17 protein-coding genes are annotated in these 15,433 nt (G+C 71.0%); 10 read left to right on the top strand and 7 right to left on the bottom strand.

Annotated elements, in window-relative coordinates; translation table 11 throughout:
• The first annotated feature begins 160 nt into the window (after nt 1-160).
• The 3 genes from RWH45_RS03550 to tsaE are packed head-to-tail and all read left to right on the top strand — an operon-like array spanning nt 161 to nt 2,210.
• Nucleotides 161-592 (top strand): holo-ACP synthase, encoded by a 432-nt coding sequence (locus tag RWH45_RS03550; protein ID WP_315993538.1) that lies wholly within the window; start codon nt 161-163, stop codon nt 590-592.
• On the top strand, nt 589-1,710 hold the full coding sequence (gene alr / locus RWH45_RS03545) for an alanine racemase (protein WP_315993537.1): 1,122 nt from the start codon (nt 589-591) through the stop codon (nt 1,708-1,710). The genes RWH45_RS03550 and alr overlap by 4 nt, the downstream gene beginning before the upstream one ends.
• Nucleotides 1,707-2,210, top strand: coding sequence for a tRNA (adenosine(37)-N6)-threonylcarbamoyltransferase complex ATPase subunit type 1 TsaE (gene tsaE, locus RWH45_RS03540; protein ID WP_437127320.1), 504 nt, complete (start codon nt 1,707-1,709; stop codon nt 2,208-2,210). The genes alr and tsaE overlap by 4 nt, the downstream gene beginning before the upstream one ends.
• A gap of 17 nt (nt 2,211-2,227) precedes the next feature.
• On the opposite strand, the gene RWH45_RS03535 is transcribed toward tsaE, so the two are convergent.
• On the bottom strand, nt 2,228-3,184 hold the full coding sequence (locus RWH45_RS03535; protein ID WP_315993536.1) for an alpha/beta fold hydrolase: 957 nt from the start codon (nt 3,182-3,184) through the stop codon (nt 2,228-2,230).
• Between the two features lie 75 nt (nt 3,185-3,259).
• Here RWH45_RS03535 and tsaB point away from each other — a divergent pair, with 75 nt between their 5' ends.
• From tsaB to RWH45_RS03515, 4 genes are read left to right on the top strand one after another with little or no spacing between them, the layout of a single operon-like run.
• Nucleotides 3,260-3,889: a tRNA (adenosine(37)-N6)-threonylcarbamoyltransferase complex dimerization subunit type 1 TsaB gene (tsaB, locus tag RWH45_RS03530; RefSeq protein WP_315993535.1), complete on the top strand. Its 630-nt coding sequence runs from the start codon at nt 3,260-3,262 to the stop codon at nt 3,887-3,889.
• Nucleotides 3,889-4,446, top strand: a complete 558-nt coding sequence (gene rimI, locus RWH45_RS03525) for a ribosomal protein S18-alanine N-acetyltransferase (RefSeq protein WP_315993534.1) — start codon at nt 3,889-3,891, stop codon at nt 4,444-4,446. Before tsaB ends, rimI begins: the two co-directional genes overlap by 1 nt.
• Complete coding sequence (gene tsaD / locus RWH45_RS03520) at nt 4,446-5,543, top strand: tRNA (adenosine(37)-N6)-threonylcarbamoyltransferase complex transferase subunit TsaD (protein WP_315993533.1); 1,098 nt, start codon at nt 4,446-4,448, stop codon at nt 5,541-5,543. Before rimI ends, tsaD begins: the two co-directional genes overlap by 1 nt.
• Nucleotides 5,540-5,989, top strand: coding sequence for a hypothetical protein (locus RWH45_RS03515; protein WP_315993532.1), 450 nt, complete (start codon nt 5,540-5,542; stop codon nt 5,987-5,989). Before tsaD ends, RWH45_RS03515 begins: the two co-directional genes overlap by 4 nt.
• Nucleotides 5,990-6,010: 21 nt before the next feature.
• Here the strand turns inward: RWH45_RS03515 and RWH45_RS03510 are convergent, their stop codons facing one another.
• Nucleotides 6,011-7,198, bottom strand: coding sequence for a THUMP-like domain-containing protein (locus tag RWH45_RS03510; protein WP_315993531.1), 1,188 nt, complete (start codon nt 7,196-7,198; stop codon nt 6,011-6,013).
• A 132-nt stretch (nt 7,199-7,330) separates the two neighbouring features.
• Between RWH45_RS03510 and groES the strand changes: the two genes are divergently transcribed.
• The 3 genes from groES (at nt 7,331) to RWH45_RS03495 (ending at nt 10,355) form a co-directional block, all read left to right on the top strand.
• On the top strand, nt 7,331-7,627 hold the full coding sequence (gene groES / locus RWH45_RS03505) for a co-chaperone GroES (protein WP_013583903.1): 297 nt from the start codon (nt 7,331-7,333) through the stop codon (nt 7,625-7,627).
• A gap of 184 nt (nt 7,628-7,811) precedes the next feature.
• Nucleotides 7,812-8,753 (top strand): EamA family transporter RarD, encoded by a 942-nt coding sequence (rarD, locus tag RWH45_RS03500; RefSeq protein ID WP_315993530.1) that lies wholly within the window; start codon nt 7,812-7,814, stop codon nt 8,751-8,753.
• A 315-nt stretch (nt 8,754-9,068) separates the two neighbouring features.
• Nucleotides 9,069-10,355 carry an ABC transporter substrate-binding protein gene (locus RWH45_RS03495; RefSeq protein ID WP_315993529.1) on the top strand — a complete coding sequence of 429 codons (1,287 nt, stop codon included), beginning with the start codon at nt 9,069-9,071 and terminating at the stop codon, nt 10,353-10,355.
• Between the two features lie 99 nt (nt 10,356-10,454).
• Here RWH45_RS03495 and RWH45_RS03490 read toward each other — a convergent pair whose 3' ends face one another.
• From RWH45_RS03490 to RWH45_RS03470, 5 genes are all read right to left on the bottom strand, one after another.
• Nucleotides 10,455-11,177 (bottom strand): hypothetical protein, encoded by a 723-nt coding sequence (locus RWH45_RS03490; protein WP_315993528.1) that lies wholly within the window; start codon nt 11,175-11,177, stop codon nt 10,455-10,457.
• 107 nt (nt 11,178-11,284) lie between these two features.
• Nucleotides 11,285-12,064 carry an ABC transporter ATP-binding protein gene (locus RWH45_RS03485; protein ID WP_315993527.1) on the bottom strand — a complete coding sequence of 260 codons (780 nt, stop codon included), beginning with the start codon at nt 12,062-12,064 and terminating at the stop codon, nt 11,285-11,287.
• A complete protein-coding gene (locus RWH45_RS03480) occupies nt 12,064-12,996 on the bottom strand; it encodes an ABC transporter ATP-binding protein (RefSeq protein ID WP_315993526.1) in 933 nt (310 codons plus the stop codon). The genes RWH45_RS03485 and RWH45_RS03480 overlap by 1 nt, the downstream gene beginning before the upstream one ends.
• Entirely contained in the window at nt 12,989-13,969 is a 981-nt protein-coding gene (locus RWH45_RS03475; RefSeq protein ID WP_315993525.1) for a branched-chain amino acid ABC transporter permease, read from the bottom strand. Before RWH45_RS03475 ends, RWH45_RS03480 begins: the two co-directional genes overlap by 8 nt.
• Before the next feature lie 11 nt (nt 13,970-13,980).
• Nucleotides 13,981-15,273, bottom strand: a complete 1,293-nt coding sequence (locus tag RWH45_RS03470; RefSeq protein WP_315993524.1) for an ABC transporter permease subunit — start codon at nt 15,271-15,273, stop codon at nt 13,981-13,983.
• Between the last annotated feature and the right edge of the window lie 160 nt (nt 15,274-15,433).

The following is a 15,433-nucleotide window of genomic DNA, read 5'->3' as shown; positions in this document are numbered from 1 at the left end:
GCCGTGGCATCCGGCCCTCGTCGTCTCCGTCGACGGGGTCCGAGGCGTCCGCCCCGCCGCGGGCCGCATCGGACGCTGATCCCCCTGCGTCCGGCGCCGACAAGGGCGACCGACGTCGGCGGACACCGGCAGAATGGACAGGATGCCAGGAGGAGGCCGCATGATCGTCGGAATCGGCGTCGACCTCGTCGACGTGCCGCGGTTCGAGGAGCACCTCGCGCGGACGCCGCGGCTTCTCGCGCGCCTGTTCGCGCCCGCGGAGCGGGTTCTCAAGCCACGGTCGCTCGCCGCGCGGTATGCGGCGAAGGAGGCGCTCATCAAGGCGCTGGGCGGGTCGGACGGCGTGCACTGGACCGATATCGAGATCGCCTCCGAGCCCTCGGGACGCCCCGTCTTCGCCCTGCGGGGCGAGACGGCGTCCACCGTCGCCGCGCGCGGCATCACGGCGCTGCACCTCTCGATGTCGCACGACGCGGGGCTGGCGACGGCGTACGTGATCGCCGAGGCGGTTCCGGCCACGACTCCCCACGCGGGCGGAGAGCCCTCGCATCCGGCATCCGTTCCCGTTCCGGCCCGAGAGGACACCGCATGAAGATGGCACCGGGCGTGTTGCGCGAAGCGCTGGTCGACGTCGACGCGATCACCGAGAACGTGCGGCACCTGCGAGCGCTCACCGACGCCGAGGTGATCGCGGTGGTCAAGGCCGAGGGCTACGGGCACGGGGCGCACCGGTCGGCGGTGGCCGCGTTGCGCGGTGGGGCCGCGCGGATCGGCGTCTCCGACATCTCCGAGGCCCTGGCGCTTCGCCGGGCCGGCATCCGCGCTCCGCTCTTCGCCTGGCTGCACGCCCCCGGGGCGTCGTTCGACGAGGCCGTCCGTGAGGGGATCGAGCTGGGGATCTCCGACCTCGATCAACTGCTGCGGGCGGCTCAGGCGGCGACGGAGGACCGCCCCGCGGCCGTCCACCTCAAGATCGAGACGGGGCTCTCGCGCAACGGCATCGCCCCGGCGGACTGGCGGGTGGTGTTCTCCGAGGCGGCCCGTCTCGAGCGCATCGGCCGTCTGCGTGTCGTCGGGCTCTTCTCGCACCTGTCGAACACCACCCTCGACGACGACCGCGCGGCACTGGCCCGATTCGAGGAGGGCGTGGTGCTGGCGGCGTCGACGGGCCTGCAGCCGCCGTTGCGGCACATCGCCGCGACGAACGCCGCGATCGCGCTCCCCGAGGCCCGTCTGGGCTGCGTGCGCATCGGCATCGGGCTCTACGGCGTCTCGCCCTTCGCCGACCGCACCCCGGCCGACCTGGGTCTGCGGCCCGCGATGACCCTGCGGGGCGCGGTCGCGGCCGTGCGTCGCGTTCCCGCGGGGACCGGCGTCTCGTACGGCTACGACTACCGCACGTCGGCCGACACGACGCTGGCCCTGGTGCCGCTCGGCTATGCCGATGGCGTTCCGCGTCAGGCGTCGGGCCGCGGGCCGGTGTCGATCGGTGGCCGCCGCTTCACCGTCGCCGGTCGCATCGCGATGGATCAGTTCGTCGTCGACGTCGGCGAGCATCCCGTGGCCGTCGGCGACGAGGTCGTGCTCTTCGGTGATCCGACGCTCGGAGCGCCCTCGGCGCGGGACTGGGCGGATGCCGCGGACACGATCGACTACGAGATCGTCACGCGCGTGGGTGCGCGCGTCCCCCGACGGGAGGTGCACGCGTGAGCGTTCCGGAGGCGCTGCTGGGTGAGCGGGTGGTGGAGGCCCCCGCCGACATGGAGGAGCTCGGACGACGGATCGGGCGAGCGCTCGAGCCCGGGGACGTCGTGGTGCTCACGGGTCCCCTCGGCGCCGGCAAGACGACGCTGACCCGCGGCATCGGCGAGGGACTCGGCATCCGGGGGCCGGTGCAGAGCCCCACGTTCGTGATCGCGCGCACGCACCCCTCGCTGGTCGGCGGGACGCCGTTGGTGCACGTGGACGCCTATCGACTCGGCGCCGCCGTGGAGCTCGACGACCTCGACATCGACGTCGCCCACAGCGCGGTGATCGTGGAGTGGGGCCGTGGCGTCGCCGAATACCTGGCCGACGCGTGGTGGGAGATCGAGATCTCGCGGCAGACCGGCGGTCGCGGCGTCGACAACGCGTGCGGCGAGATCGCCGTGCACACCGTCGAACTCGACGCCGACGCCCCGCGCACCGTGACGATCTCGCGTCGTCCCTGACGGCACGGCCGCTCTCGTCAGGTCGCCGGCGTTGCGCGCCCGCGTCGGGGCTCGGCGCCACGGCGGCGCGGTCGCGGAGACTGCGCCGTCCGTGCGGCCGCCCAGACCTCGCGCAGGGCGCGCAGCGTCTCGGCGGGTTGCTCGACGTGGGCGAAATGCCCGCTGTCGGCGAGGACGCGGTCGTCGACGTCGCGCATCAGGCGGGCCCAGGCCCGGGAGTCCTCCGCAGCGACGAAGACGTCGTGCGCGCCGCGCACCGAGCGCACCGGGCAGGCGATGCGGCGCCAGACGCCGTCATCGTGCGTGCGCGACATGCGCGCGGCGGTGAGGAAGGCCGACGGGCGGATCTCGTCGGCCAGTGCCGCGCTCACGGCCGGGTCGACGCGCTCCGGATGCCGGAACAGCGGCCGCGCGAGCGTGCGCAGCGCCCCCGTTCGACGCAGGACGCGTAGCAGGGGGCGGGCGAGACGACCGAGTGCGCGCAGGATGCGCATGGCCAGCACCATGCCCGCGAGCCAGGGCAGGCGGACCCCGCCGATCAGCGGGCGCTGCATCACCGCGCGGGCGCCCGCGCCGCTCGGGGAGACGACGCCCACGGCGACCGTCTCGGCGGGGAAGCGCGCGGCGACGTCGAGGGCGATCACTCCGCCCAGCGAGTGGCCCACGATGCGCCAGCGGGGATAGCCGAGCGCGCGCGCCACCGCCGCGACGGCGACGGCGAGGTCGGCGGGCGCGGGAACCGGGCCGGGGGACTCGCCCCAACCGGGCAGGTCGATCGCGACGATGTCCGAGAGCGGGAGCCCGAGATCGTCGGACGCCGCGATCATCGGCGCCCAGGTGGCCCACGACCCCGCCGCGCCGTGCAGCAGCACGGTCGCGACCGGACTGCCCGACGCCCTCCCCGCGCGCACGACGACGGGGCCGACCCCCGTGGGGACGACCATGCGGCGCAGCCCGAGTGCCGTGGCATCCATGCCCTTTCTTCGGAGCGGAGGGGCCGGCGGATGCCGTGACGCTCGGGGGAGGAGGGCGGCGGATACCCTGGAACGGTGATCTTGGGCATCGACACCTCGCTCGGCACCGCCGTCGCGGCGATCGCGCGCGACGGGGAGGTGCTCGCCGACGAACAGAGCGCCAATCCCCTCGGGCACGCCGAGGTCATCGGCGACCTGTTGCGCCGCGCATCGTCCGCCGTCGCCCCCACCCATGTGGCGGTCGGCATGGGCCCCGGTCCGTTCACCGGTCTGCGGGTCGGTATCGCCACGGCGCGCGTCTACGCGCTGGGCCGCGGCGTCCCGGTGGTGCCGGTGCCCAGCCACGACGGTGTCGCCCTCGGCGTCCTGCTCGCGGATGCCCTGACCGGCACAGAGACCGGGCGCTTCGCCGTGGTGACCGATGCGCGGCGACGCGAATTCGCCTTCAGCGTCTACGACGGCCTCGACGACGACGGTCTACCGGTGCGCCTCTCCGACGCCGCCCTCAGCCCGCGTGACGACCTCGACGCGCGCCTCGACGAGATCGGTGCCCGGCGATACGACGCCACGAGCGTGTCGGCGGCGATGATCGCCCTCGTCGCGGCGCGGGCGCTCGACGCCGACCGCACCCTCACCGGCGCGGAGCCGCTCTACCTGCGCAGCCCCGATGTCGTCGCCGCCCACGCGCCGAAAAGGGTCAGCTGATGTCGACCCGCGCGGCCACCGCCGCCGATCTCGACGCGATCATGGACCTGGAGCGCACGTCGTTCCCCTCCGACGCTTGGAGCGCGGCCATGATGCGCGAGGAGCTCGCCTCCCCGCACGGCTTCTACGTCGTCGTCGAAGAAGCCGGGCGTCTCGTCGGGTACGCGGGCCTGCGCGCGGTGCGGGGGGCTCGGGATGCCGACGTCCAGACCATCACGATCTCGGCGGCCGCTCGCGGACGCGGGCGCGGGCGGGCCCTGCTGACCATGCTGCTCGATGAGGCCGTCGCACGCGGTGTGCACGACGTGTTCCTCGAGGTGCGCGCCGACAATCCGGTGGCGCAGGCGCTCTACGCGTCGGAGGGGTTCGCCGAGGTCGGGCGACGCCCCCGCTACTACCAGCCCGACGACGTGGACGCGATCGTGATGCAGCTCGACCTGCGGGGGTGGGCCGCCCGGCGCGCCGAGGTCTCGGGCGGCGCGGCGCCCGGTGTCGCGGCGTCCGACGCGCCGTCGGCCTCCGCGACACCGTCGCCCACCGGAAAGGGATGGTGCTGATGGACGCGCCCCTCGTGCTCGGCATCGAGACCAGCTGCGACGAGACCGGCATCGGCATCGTGCGCGGCCGGACGCTGCTGAGCAACACGATCGCCTCGAGCATGGACGAGCACGCCCGCTACGGTGGCGTGGTCCCGGAGGTCGCGGCGCGCGCCCACCTCGAAGCGCTGCAGCCCTCGATCGACGCCGCGCTCGCCGAGGCCGGCGTGACGCTCGCCGACCTCGACGCCGTCGCGGTGACGAGCGGCCCGGGGCTCGCCGGAGCGCTCATGGTCGGGGTGGGGGCGGCCAAGGGCCTCGCCGTCGCGCTCGACAAGCCCCTCTACGCGGTCAACCACCTCGTGGGCCACATCGCCGCCGACATCCTGGATGCCGAGGCGGGGGAGCTCGAGTACCCCACGGTCGCCCTGCTCGTCAGCGGAGGGCACACCTCGCTCCTGCTGGTCCGCGACCTCACGAGCGACGTCGAGCTGCTCGGCGAGACCATGGACGACGCTGCGGGCGAGGCATTCGACAAGGTCGCGCGGCTGCTGAAGCTGCCCTACCCCGGGGGGCCCGAGATCGACCGCGCGGCGGCGAGCGGCGACCCCACGGCGATCCGCTTCCCGCGGGGGCTCTCACGCGCTTCCGACATGGCATCCCACCGCTACGACTTCTCGTTCTCGGGGCTCAAGACCGCGGTCGCCCGCTGGGTCGAGCAGCACGAGGCGACCGGTGAACCGGTGCCGGTCGCCGATGTCGCGGCATCCTTCCGCGAGGCCGTCGTCGACGTTCTCGTCACCAAGGCCCTCGACGCGTGCGCGCGGTACGGCGTGCCCCGACTGCTGCTGGGCGGAGGCGTGATCGCGAACAAGCGCCTGCGCGACGTCGCCCTCGAGCGCGCGGCGGCGGCGGGGGTCGCTGTGCGCATTCCGCCGCTGCGGTTGTGCACCGACAACGGCGCGATGATCGCCGCCCTCGCCGCGGAGCTCATCGCCTCGGGTCGGCGCCCGTCGACCCTCGCCTTCGGAGCCGACTCCACCCTTCCCGTCACCGAGATCCAGGTCGCCGAAGACCCGGATGCCCCCGCTCCGGATGCCGAGACCCGGTCGCCGTGACGGATCAGACCCCGCCCACGCGCCGTGCGCGCAAGGAGACCCCCGAGTCGGCCGCGGCGCCCATCGACCCGCGTCGGCCGTGGATGGTGCCCGCGGGCGAGCGCCCGGAGATCGCGGATGACGACCCCGAACGCCTCCCCACCGCGCAGCTGGAGATGGCGGCCTTCGGCGACCACCTGATCCCGTACGTCCCGCCCGCGCCGAAACCCCCGCCCTCGCTGGCGCCGTGGGCGCTCGCCGTGGCGATCCTCGCGCTGGTCGCCGCCCTCATCACCGGGTGGCTGCTTCCCCTGGGCGTGATCGGGGCGATCCTCGCCATCCTGTCGCTAAGACGCGCGCACGACAGCCGGCGCGTGGCCGTGTGGGCGTTGTCCCTGTCGTTGCTGGCCGTCGTGTTCAGCGCAGGGTGGTTGATCTGGGGTTTCTCGCAGCTCGCCGTGCGCTGAGGCGCGGGAGCCCGGCGGGCGTCAGACGCGGTCGGCCAGCAGAGCCAGGCGCGTCGACCCCACGCGGGTGAGCAGCAGGGTCGCCGCTTCGTCTCCGCGGAGCGAGAGCTTCCGGCGGAGCGCCGCCGGGTCGACGTCGACGCCGCGCTTCTTGATCTCGAGCGTGCCGATCCCGCGCGCCCGCAACGCCTGTCCGAGCTTCTTCGGGTCGGCGGGCAGGTGCTCGCGCACCCGGAACGACTGCACGAACGGACTCGTCAGCGGTGCGTCGGAGGTGAGGTAGGCGATCTGTGGCGAGAGCATCCCCGCCTCGAGTGCTCGCGCGACCTCGCCGATGAGCCGGGCGCGGATGACCGCGCCGTCGGGCTCGTGCACGAAGGCGCCCAGGTCCCGCGGCTCGGCGTCGGGGCTGTCCGCCGGAGCCGTGAGCTCCCACGCGTCGGTGCCGCGCACCACGAGCGCGGCGCGTCGCACGTTCTCGCGCGCGAGCGCCCCCGCCCAGAGGACGAGCTCGATGGTCGAGCCGTCGGCGCTGATCCACTGGGCCTCGACGTCGTCGGGGATCCGCGCGCGATCGAAGCCGGGGCCGAGCTTGACCCCGCCCGGGGTGCTCCGCAGCAGCTCGAACACCCAGTCCAGCGACGGCGACCATTCGCCGGAGGCGACCTGCCGCGTCTCGGAGTGGCCCGCCGTGCGGCGTGCAGGGTCGAGCCACACGGCATCCGTCCCCGTCAGGTCGACCTCTTCGGCGCGCGCGTGCGCCACCGTCGCGGCATCGCCGAACGGGGCGAGGTTGTACGCCGCGATGGCGGCGGTCACCTCGTCGGCGTCGACCGCGTGCACCCGGATGCCGAGTCCCGCCAGCCCGAGCGCGTCACCGCCGATACCGCAGCCGAGGTCGGCGACGCTCGACACGCCCGCGGCGCGGAAGCGGCCCGCGTGACGCGCGGCGATCGGAAGGCGCGTGGCCTGTTCGAGCCCCGCGCGGGTGAAGAGCATGCGGTCGGCGAACGCGCCGAACTTCGCGGTCGCGCGGACGCGGAGCCGGGCCTGGCCGACGACCGCCGACACGAGGTCGGGGGAGTGCCCGGCCGCCCGCAGCCGCGACACCGCGCGGGCGGCCTCGTCGGTCGAGCCGATGGGGCCGAGCTCGTCGAGCAGGCGCAGGCCGTCGGGCGTGAGCAGGGCGGTCAGCTCGCTGGTATCCACCGATTCAGCCTAGGCGGGGGAGTGTGCTGGCACTCGCGTTGCGTGAGTGCCAGCGCTTCTCTACACTCGGATTAGCACTCTCCCCGCGTGAGTGCTGACAAGTCTTCTGTAACGAGAAAGAAGAGGTAGACCGTGTCGGTTTCCATCAAGCCGCTCGAGGACCGCATCGTCATCAAGCAGGTCGAGGCTGAGCAGACCACCGCGAGTGGTCTCGTCATCCCCGACACCGCCAAGGAGAAGCCGCAGGAGGGCGAAGTCGTCGCCGTCGGCCCCGGCCGTATCGACGACAACGGCAACCGTGTCCCCCTCGACGTCGCCGTCGGCGACCGCGTGCTCTACAGCAAGTACGGCGGCACCGAGGTCAAGTTCGGCGCCGAGGAGTACCTCGTGCTCTCGGCTCGCGACGTCCTGGCGGTCGTCGTCCGCTGATCGCGTGACTCGATCGAAGGCCCCGGGTGCTCGGCATCCGGGGCCTTCGTCGTTCCCGGGGGAGGGCGGGGGGCGCGCGTCGTCCCCGGGGGTCGATGGACGATGCGGAGCGCTCGCCACGCGATGGCAGGAATGCGCGGGTGCGCGACCGTCGCCGCCTCGGGGGCGCGCGTAGGCTGTATCGGTGACCCCCGCTCCCTCCGCTCTGACCGGCGGGAGCACCCGCGGCGCCCTGTACGCACTTGGCGCCTACCTGCTGTGGGGCGTGCTGCCCATCTACTTCCTGCAGCTGAAGCCGACCGGCCCGTTCGAGGTGGTGGCCTGGCGCATCCTCCTCGCGTTCGTCTTCTGCCTGCTGCTTCTCACCGTGCTGCGCGCGTGGCGCCCGTTCCTCGCGATCGTGCGGCAACCGCGGCTGATGCTGTTGACCGCGGTCGCCGGTGTGCTTATCTACGTCAACTGGCAGACCTACCTCTTCGGTGCCCTCACGGGGCACGTCATCGAGACGAGTCTCGGCTACTTCATCAACCCCATCGTGACCGTGCTGCTGGGTGTCGTCGTGCTGCGCGAGCGTTTGCGGCTCCTGCCGTGGATCGCGGTGGGCATCGCCGTGGCCGCGGTCCTGGTGATCGTCGTGGGATACGGCGCCTTCCCGTGGATCGCGCTGACCCTCGCCTTCTCGTTCGGCTTTTACGGACTGGTGAAGAAGCAGATCGGTCCCGCGGTGGATGCCGTGAGCGGGCTGACCCTCGAATCGATGTGGTTGCTGCCGGTCGCCGTCATCCAGCTGATCTTCGTGGCGAACCTGACGGGGATCACGCTGGGCACGGCCGGGGTGCTGCACACCGTTCTCCTTTTGCTCGCCGGCGCGGTCACGGCCGTACCGCTGCTGCTGTTCGCATCCGGTGCCCGGCGCGTCCCCCTCACGGTGATCGGCCTGCTGCAGTTCGTCGCGCCGATCATCCAGTTCATCATCGGCGTATGGGTGCTCCACGAGCCCATGACGCTCGAACGGTGGGTGGGGTTCGCGCTCGTGTGGGTCGCGCTGGTCATGTTGAGCGTCGACTCGATCGTGGCTGCGCGGCGCCACCGGCGCGTGGTGGACGACGTCGCCGAACCGGTCTGATCCCCTCGTCCGACCCGCCGTCGCGTCCTCCGTTCGGTCGACAGACAATGTCGGCGGCGGGTGGGACGATGAGGGCGCGGAAGATGTCGTTCCGCGTTCGTCCTGCCCGATCCGGCCGTTTCTTCGTTCCGGGTCCGGCGACCCGTGCTCCTTCGGGGTCGCCGTCAAGACGCGGGCTGAACCGTTATGCGGCCGTGACCGCTTCGACGCACATCGTTAACGAACGGCAACACGCGGAAAATGCGCTGCCGATTAGGTTTAGGACACCAGGTGGCCCATAGGGTCGCCCAACGTTCATTCACAGCAAGGAGCACTATGAACGTCATTTCGCGCACGCGCGGCGCCAAAATCCTCGGCGGCATCGCCCTGGTCGGCGCCAGCGCGCTCGTCCTCGCCGGATGCTCCGGTGGCGGCAACGATGCCGCTGCACCGAGTGCATCGTCGGGCGGCGGCGGCGCCGTGTCCGAGGCCGACGGCACGTTCAGCGTCGGCACGATCCTGCCCGCCACGGGTAACCTCGCCTTCCTCGGCCCGCCCGAGGTCGCCGGTGTGAAGCTGGCCATCAAAGACATCGAGGCCACGGGAGACGCATTCCCGTTCAAGACCACGCTGACCGAGCGCGACTCGGGCGACACCACGACCGACATCGCGACCCAGTCGGCGTCCGAGCTCGTCAGCGCCGGAGCCGACGTCGTCATCGGTGCCGCGTCGTCGGGTGTCTCGTTCACCTTCATCGACCAGCTGGTCAACGCGGGCATCGTCCAGATCTCGCCGGCCAACACCTCGCCCGACTTCACCACCTACGCCGACGACGGGTACTACTGGCGTACCGCGCCCTCCGACGTGCTGCAGGGCCGCGTGCTCGGCAACCTGATGGTCGGCGACGGTGCCGCCAACGTGGGCATCATCTACATCAACGACCCCTACGGCACCGGCCTGAAGGACAACGCGACCACGGCCATCGAGGCCGCCGGTGGCGAGGTCTCGGTCGCGGTCCCCTACAACCCGGGTGACACGGTCTTCACCTCGCAGGTCGACCAGCTGCTCGCCTCCCAGCCCGACGCGATCGCGGTCATCGCGTTCGAGGAGACCTCCTCGATCATCCCGCAGCTGGTCAGCACGCAGGGCTACGCGGCGTCGAAGGTGTACTTCGTCGACGGCAACCTGTCGAACTCGTACGAGTTCCCGGCCGGCACGCTCCAGGGCGCGAAGGGCACGCTGCCCGGCAACCCCGCCGACACCGACTTCCAGTCGCGTCTGAAGGAGATCGACCCCGCGCTCACCGACTACAGCTACGCGCCGGAGTCGTACGACGCGGTCATCGTCGCGGCTCTCGCCGCGGCGCAGGCCAAGGACGACTCGGGCACGGCCATCCGCGACAACATGCAGTCGGTCTCCGAGGGCGGCGAGAAGTGCACGACGTTCGCCGACTGCCTCGCGCTGATCAACGACGGCATGGACATCGACTACGACGGTGTCTCCGGTCCGATCACGTTCGACGAGAACGGTGACCCGACCGAGGCGTACATCGGCATCTACCAGTACGGTGCCGACAACAAGTACACCCTGCTGAACACGGAGTTCGGCTCGCTCAACGAGTGACCTGACCCCACGCGAGGGGCTCGGATCTGCGGATCCGGGCCCCTTTCGCGTGCTCCGGAACTCGCTCGCACCCCTCCTCTCCGGGCAGAGGAACCCGGCTCACGGCGCGGGGGTCAGGCCGCACACCTGGGCGGTGAGCACGAGCAACGCGTCGGCGACGTCCTTCGAGCGCTCCAGGGGCACCACGATCTCCCGCCCGTCGACGCGGGCGACGAGGTCGAAGAGGGTGCCCACCTTGTCCTCGGCGATGGCGTGCGCGTCGCAGCGCTGCGGCACCACGGCGACCTCGACGACCGACCGCGCGTCCCGCGCGGACACGCTCACCCCGAGCGGTGCCGCAGCACCCGCGGCGAAGCGCAGCAGCACCGTTCCGCGCAGAGCGACGAGTTCGGCCGTCCCCTCGCCGCTCTGCGACGGCTCCACCGCCAGACGCAGGGTGATCGAGCCGTCAGGGCCCACGGCGGCTCCGGTGGCCGTCACCCGCACCACGGATGCCAGCTCCGCACGATCGCACGCGGTGGCGCTCGCCCGGTGCAGGAAGTCCAGGTCGTCGGACAGGGTCACGGTCGTCGTCGCGCCGTCGGCCGTGACCGTGGCCTCGGGAACACCCGAGGCGTCGGTGCAGCGGATGGCGGGGAGGAAGACGGGGAGGTCGACCGTCCGCCCCGCCGCGAGGGTCGTCGTCCGCGTGGCATTCCATTCCGCGGGCCCGTCCAGGACGGGGGAGGAGAAAGATGCCGCTGTGAGCGTGGTGGCCACGGGGGAGGTGTTCGTCACGCGCAGCTGCACGCGGTCGACGGCGATGTCGCCGCGCTGCTGCACGAGGGCGACCTCGAGCGATGGCGCGGGCGGTGGGGAAGGCGCCGAACACGCCGCGAGTGCGGCGCCCACCAGGGTGAGCGCCGCACTCGCGGCGTATCGGCGGCGGATCAGGCCTCGGGGCCCTTCCCGTCGCGCTTGGCGTCCTCGTCGGCGGCGAGGGTGCCCAGGTACAGCTCGATGACGCGGGGGTCGGTGAGCAGCTCGCGACCCGTGCCCGTGTACGCGTCCTTGCCCTGGTCGAGCACGTAGGCGCGGTGGCAGATCTGCAGGCAGCGGCGGGCGTTCTGCTCGACCATGATGATCGTCACGCCGGCGCGGTTGATCTCCGCCACGCGAAGGAAGGTCTCGTCCTGTCGCACGGGCGAGAGACCCGCGGAGGGCTCGTCGAGCAGGAGGACGGAGGGATCCATCATCAGGGCGCGTCCCATGGCCACCATCTGACGCTCACCGCCCGACAACGAGCCCGCGCGCTGGCGACGCCGCTTGCCGAGCTCGGGGAACAGGCCCGTGACGAACTCGAAGCGCTCGGTGAACACCTTGGGGCGCTGGAAGAGCCCCATCTGCAGGTTCTCCTCGATCGACAGGCTCGGGAACACGTTGTTGTTCTGCGGAACCATGCCGACGCCCTTGCCGACGAGCTTGTCGGCCTTCAACGAGGTGATGTCCTCGCCGTTGAGCAGGACGGCGCCGCCGCGGATCTTCACCTGGCCGAAGATGGCCTTCAGCAGGGTCGACTTGCCGGCGCCGTTGGGGCCGATGATGCCGATGAGGTCGCCCTGGTAGGCGTCGACGGTGCACCCGTTGAGGATGTTGACGCCCGGGAGGTAGCCGGCGACGAGATCGTCGGTGCGCAGGACCGGGGTGCGGGTGGCGGTGGTGTCGGTCATCAGAGCTTTCCGTCCTTCTCGTCGGCGGTGAGCTCCGCCTCCGCTTCCGCGGCGGCCTCGGCCTGGATGGTCTCGAGCTGCGACGTGGTCATGTCGCCCAGGTCGGTGTCGTGGTGGGCGCCGAGGTAGGCGTCGATGACGGCCTGGTCGCTCATGACCGTCTCGGGCGGTCCCTCGGCCACCACGCGGCCCTCGGCCATGACGACGACCCAGTCGGAGATGTGACGGACCATGTGCATGTCGTGCTCGACGAACAGCACGCTCATCCCCTCCTTCTTCAGGTCGAGGATGTGGCCCAGCAGGCTCTGCGTGAGCGCAGGGTTGACACCGGCCATCGGCTCGTCGAGCATGACGAGCTTCGGGTCGCTCATCAGAGCGCGCGCCATCTCGAGGAGCTTGCGCTGGCCGCCCGAGAGCGACGCGGCGAAGTCCTCGCGCTTGGCATCCAGCTTGAAGCGGCGCAGCAGGTCGTCGGCGCGCTCGGTGTTAGCGGCCTCCTGCGAGCGCCAGGTGCCCGGGATGAGGGCGCGGAACAGATTCTCGCCCTTCTGCCCGCGGGCGCCGAGCAGCATGTTCTGCAGCACGGTGAGCCGACCGAGCGACTTCGTCAGCTGGAAGGTGCGCACCATCCCGCGGCGCGACACCTTGAACGCGGGGACGCTGGCGAGGTTCGAGCCCTCGAAGCTCCAGCGACCCGTGTTCGGCTTGTCGAAGCCGGTGAGCAGGTTGAACAGCGTGGTCTTGCCGGCGCCGTTCGGGCCGATGAGGGCCGTGATCTGCCCGCGGGGGATCTCGAGGTGCTCGACGTCGACGGCTTTCAGACCGCCGAACTGACGGGTGACGCCGTCGGCGACGACGATCGGGTCGACCTTCTCGCAGCCGGGTCGGACCTCTCCCTTGACGAGAGGATGGGTGACGGTCGTGTCAGACATTGAACGACAGCTCCTTCTTGTTGCCGAAGATGCCCTGCGGTCGGAAGATCACGAGGAGCATCAGTCCGATGCCGACGAGGATGAAGCGCACCTGGCCCGTCTGCGTGCTGGACATGAAGCCCAGGATGCCGACGTCGCGCAGTCCCACGATGATGCCGTTCGACAGCGAGAGCAGCACCCAGAAGAGCATCGAGCCCACGATCGGGCCGAGGAGCGTGGCGGCTCCACCGAGCAGGAGCGCGGTCCAGATGAAGAACGTCAGGGCCGTTCCGTAGTTACCGGGCTGCACGGCGCGGGGGAGGATGAACACCACGCCCGCGAGTCCGCCCATGACGCCGCCGAGCACCAGCGCCTGCATCTTGTAGGAGTACACGTTCTTGCCGAGGCTGCGCACGGCGTCCTCGTCTTCCCGGATGCCCTTGACCACGCGACCCCACGGGCTGCGCATGAGCAGGAACACGAGGATCGTCGCGATGATGACGAGGCCCCAGCCGAACAGGCGCACCCACCAGTCGTTCGCGGAGTAGGTCCACGGTCCGATGCCGTACGTACCGGCCGGCAGCGGGTTGATCGCCTGGAACTCGCGGTTGTACCCGTTCAGGCCCTGGGACCCGCCGGTGACGCTGGTCAGACCCACGGTCGAGACGACGTAGCGGACGATCTCCGCCGCCGCGATCGTCACGATCGCCAGATAGTCCGCCCGCAGACGCAGGGTCGGGATGCCGAGGAGGAAGGCGAACAGCACCGAGGCGACGATCGCGACGAGGATCGCGAGCCACACCGGAGCTGCGAACGACAGGGTCGCGATGGCGAAGGCGTAGGCGCCGACGGCCATGAAGCCCGCCTGACCGAAGTTGAGCAGCCCCGCGTAGCCGAAGTGGACGCTCAGGCCGATGGCGGCGAGGGCATAGGCCGCGGTGGTCGGGCTGATGAGCTCGCCCGCGGCGTTGTTGAAGATCGAAAGCCAGTCCATGTCGTTCTTCCTCAGCCGATCCGCTCTTTACGACCGAGCACACCTTGCGGCCGGAACAGCAGCACGCCGATGAGCACGATCAGGGCCACCGCGTACCGCAGGTCGGGTGGGATGACGATGGTCGACAACTCCGTGATGATGCCGATGATGAGCGATCCGACGAGGGCGCCGAAGGCGCTGCCGAGACCACCGAGGGTGACCGCCGCGAACAGCAGCAGCAGGATCGCGAAGCCCATGTCCCACGTGACTCCGCGGTACAGGCCGTACAGCACGCCGGACAGACCCGTGAGAGCGCCCGCGAGCACCCAGACGATGCGGATGACACGGTCGACGTTGATGCCGGACGCCGCGGCGAGCGATGCGTTGTCGCTGACGGCGCGCGTCGCCTTGCCGATGCGGGTGCGGGTCAGGAAGTACGCGACGAGTCCCAGCATGACGACGCTGATGCCCATGCTGATGATCGAGGTCAGGGTCACCGTGACCGGGCCGATCGTGACGTTGTCGGTGATGCCGGTGTCGATGTTGCGCGTGCCGCCGTCGAAGAAGTAGAGGTACAGGTAGCGCAGCACGATCGAGAGGCCGATCGTCACGATGAGCACCTGTACGAGTCCGACGCCGCGCTTGCGCAACGGTTTGAACAGCACGGCATCCTGCGTCCATCCCAACGCCGCCGAGAGGGCGACCGTGAGAAGGATCGCGAGGAGGATGTTCCACCCCATCGCCGTGAAGACGTAGAAGATGATCGCGCCGAAGGTCAGCATCTCGCCGTGGGCGAAGTTGTTCACGCCGGTGGTGCCGAAGATGAGCGAGATGCCGATCGCGGCGAGGGCGAGCAGCAGGCCGAAGTTGAGCCCGTAGAAGAAGCGCGAGAAGAGCGTGTCCCAGATGGAGCCCGTCGCAGCCGTGCCCTCACCGGTGGGGAAGAGGACGTTCACCGTGTTGGTCGTCCCGATGGTCACGTCGCGCGTGACGTTGTCGGGGTCGCGCGGGGCGACGCCGTCGGGGAGGGTGTCGACCTGCAGTGTCGCGGTGTAGGCGCCGGGTCCGGGGACCGCGACCGCCCAGCGTCCGTCGGCGCCCGTGGTGCCGATCTCCGAGAAACCGGAGCCTTCGACGCTGATCTCGACGCCTTCGACCGGTTCGTCTCCCGCGCGGATGATGCCGCCGATGGAGTACTGGGTGGCGACGTCGCCCGTTCCCGCCGAGGCGGAGGGGGTGGGGGCGGGCGTGGTCTGGGCGTTCGCGGGTGTCGCGAAGAACAGGCTCAGGACGGCGATCGTGCTCGCGAAGAGCGCGACGATCACGGCCAGTCGGGATAGGGTGCGCGATCGTATCGCGGTGGGGGAGGAATGACCCACGGAGTCTCCAGTTCGGCAGCGCTGACGAAGTCGTCCCGTCAGCTTCGACGGTCGACGCTACGAGCGTAATGTGTCGACGGTGTTTCGCAGACACTGTCGTTAGCGA

Origin of the sequence: Microbacterium galbum (assembly GCF_032464915.1) — a bacterium.
Classification (GTDB): Bacteria; Actinomycetota; Actinomycetes; order Actinomycetales; family Microbacteriaceae; genus Microbacterium; species Microbacterium galbum.
This window is presented reverse-complemented; position numbering and strand designations above follow the sequence as displayed.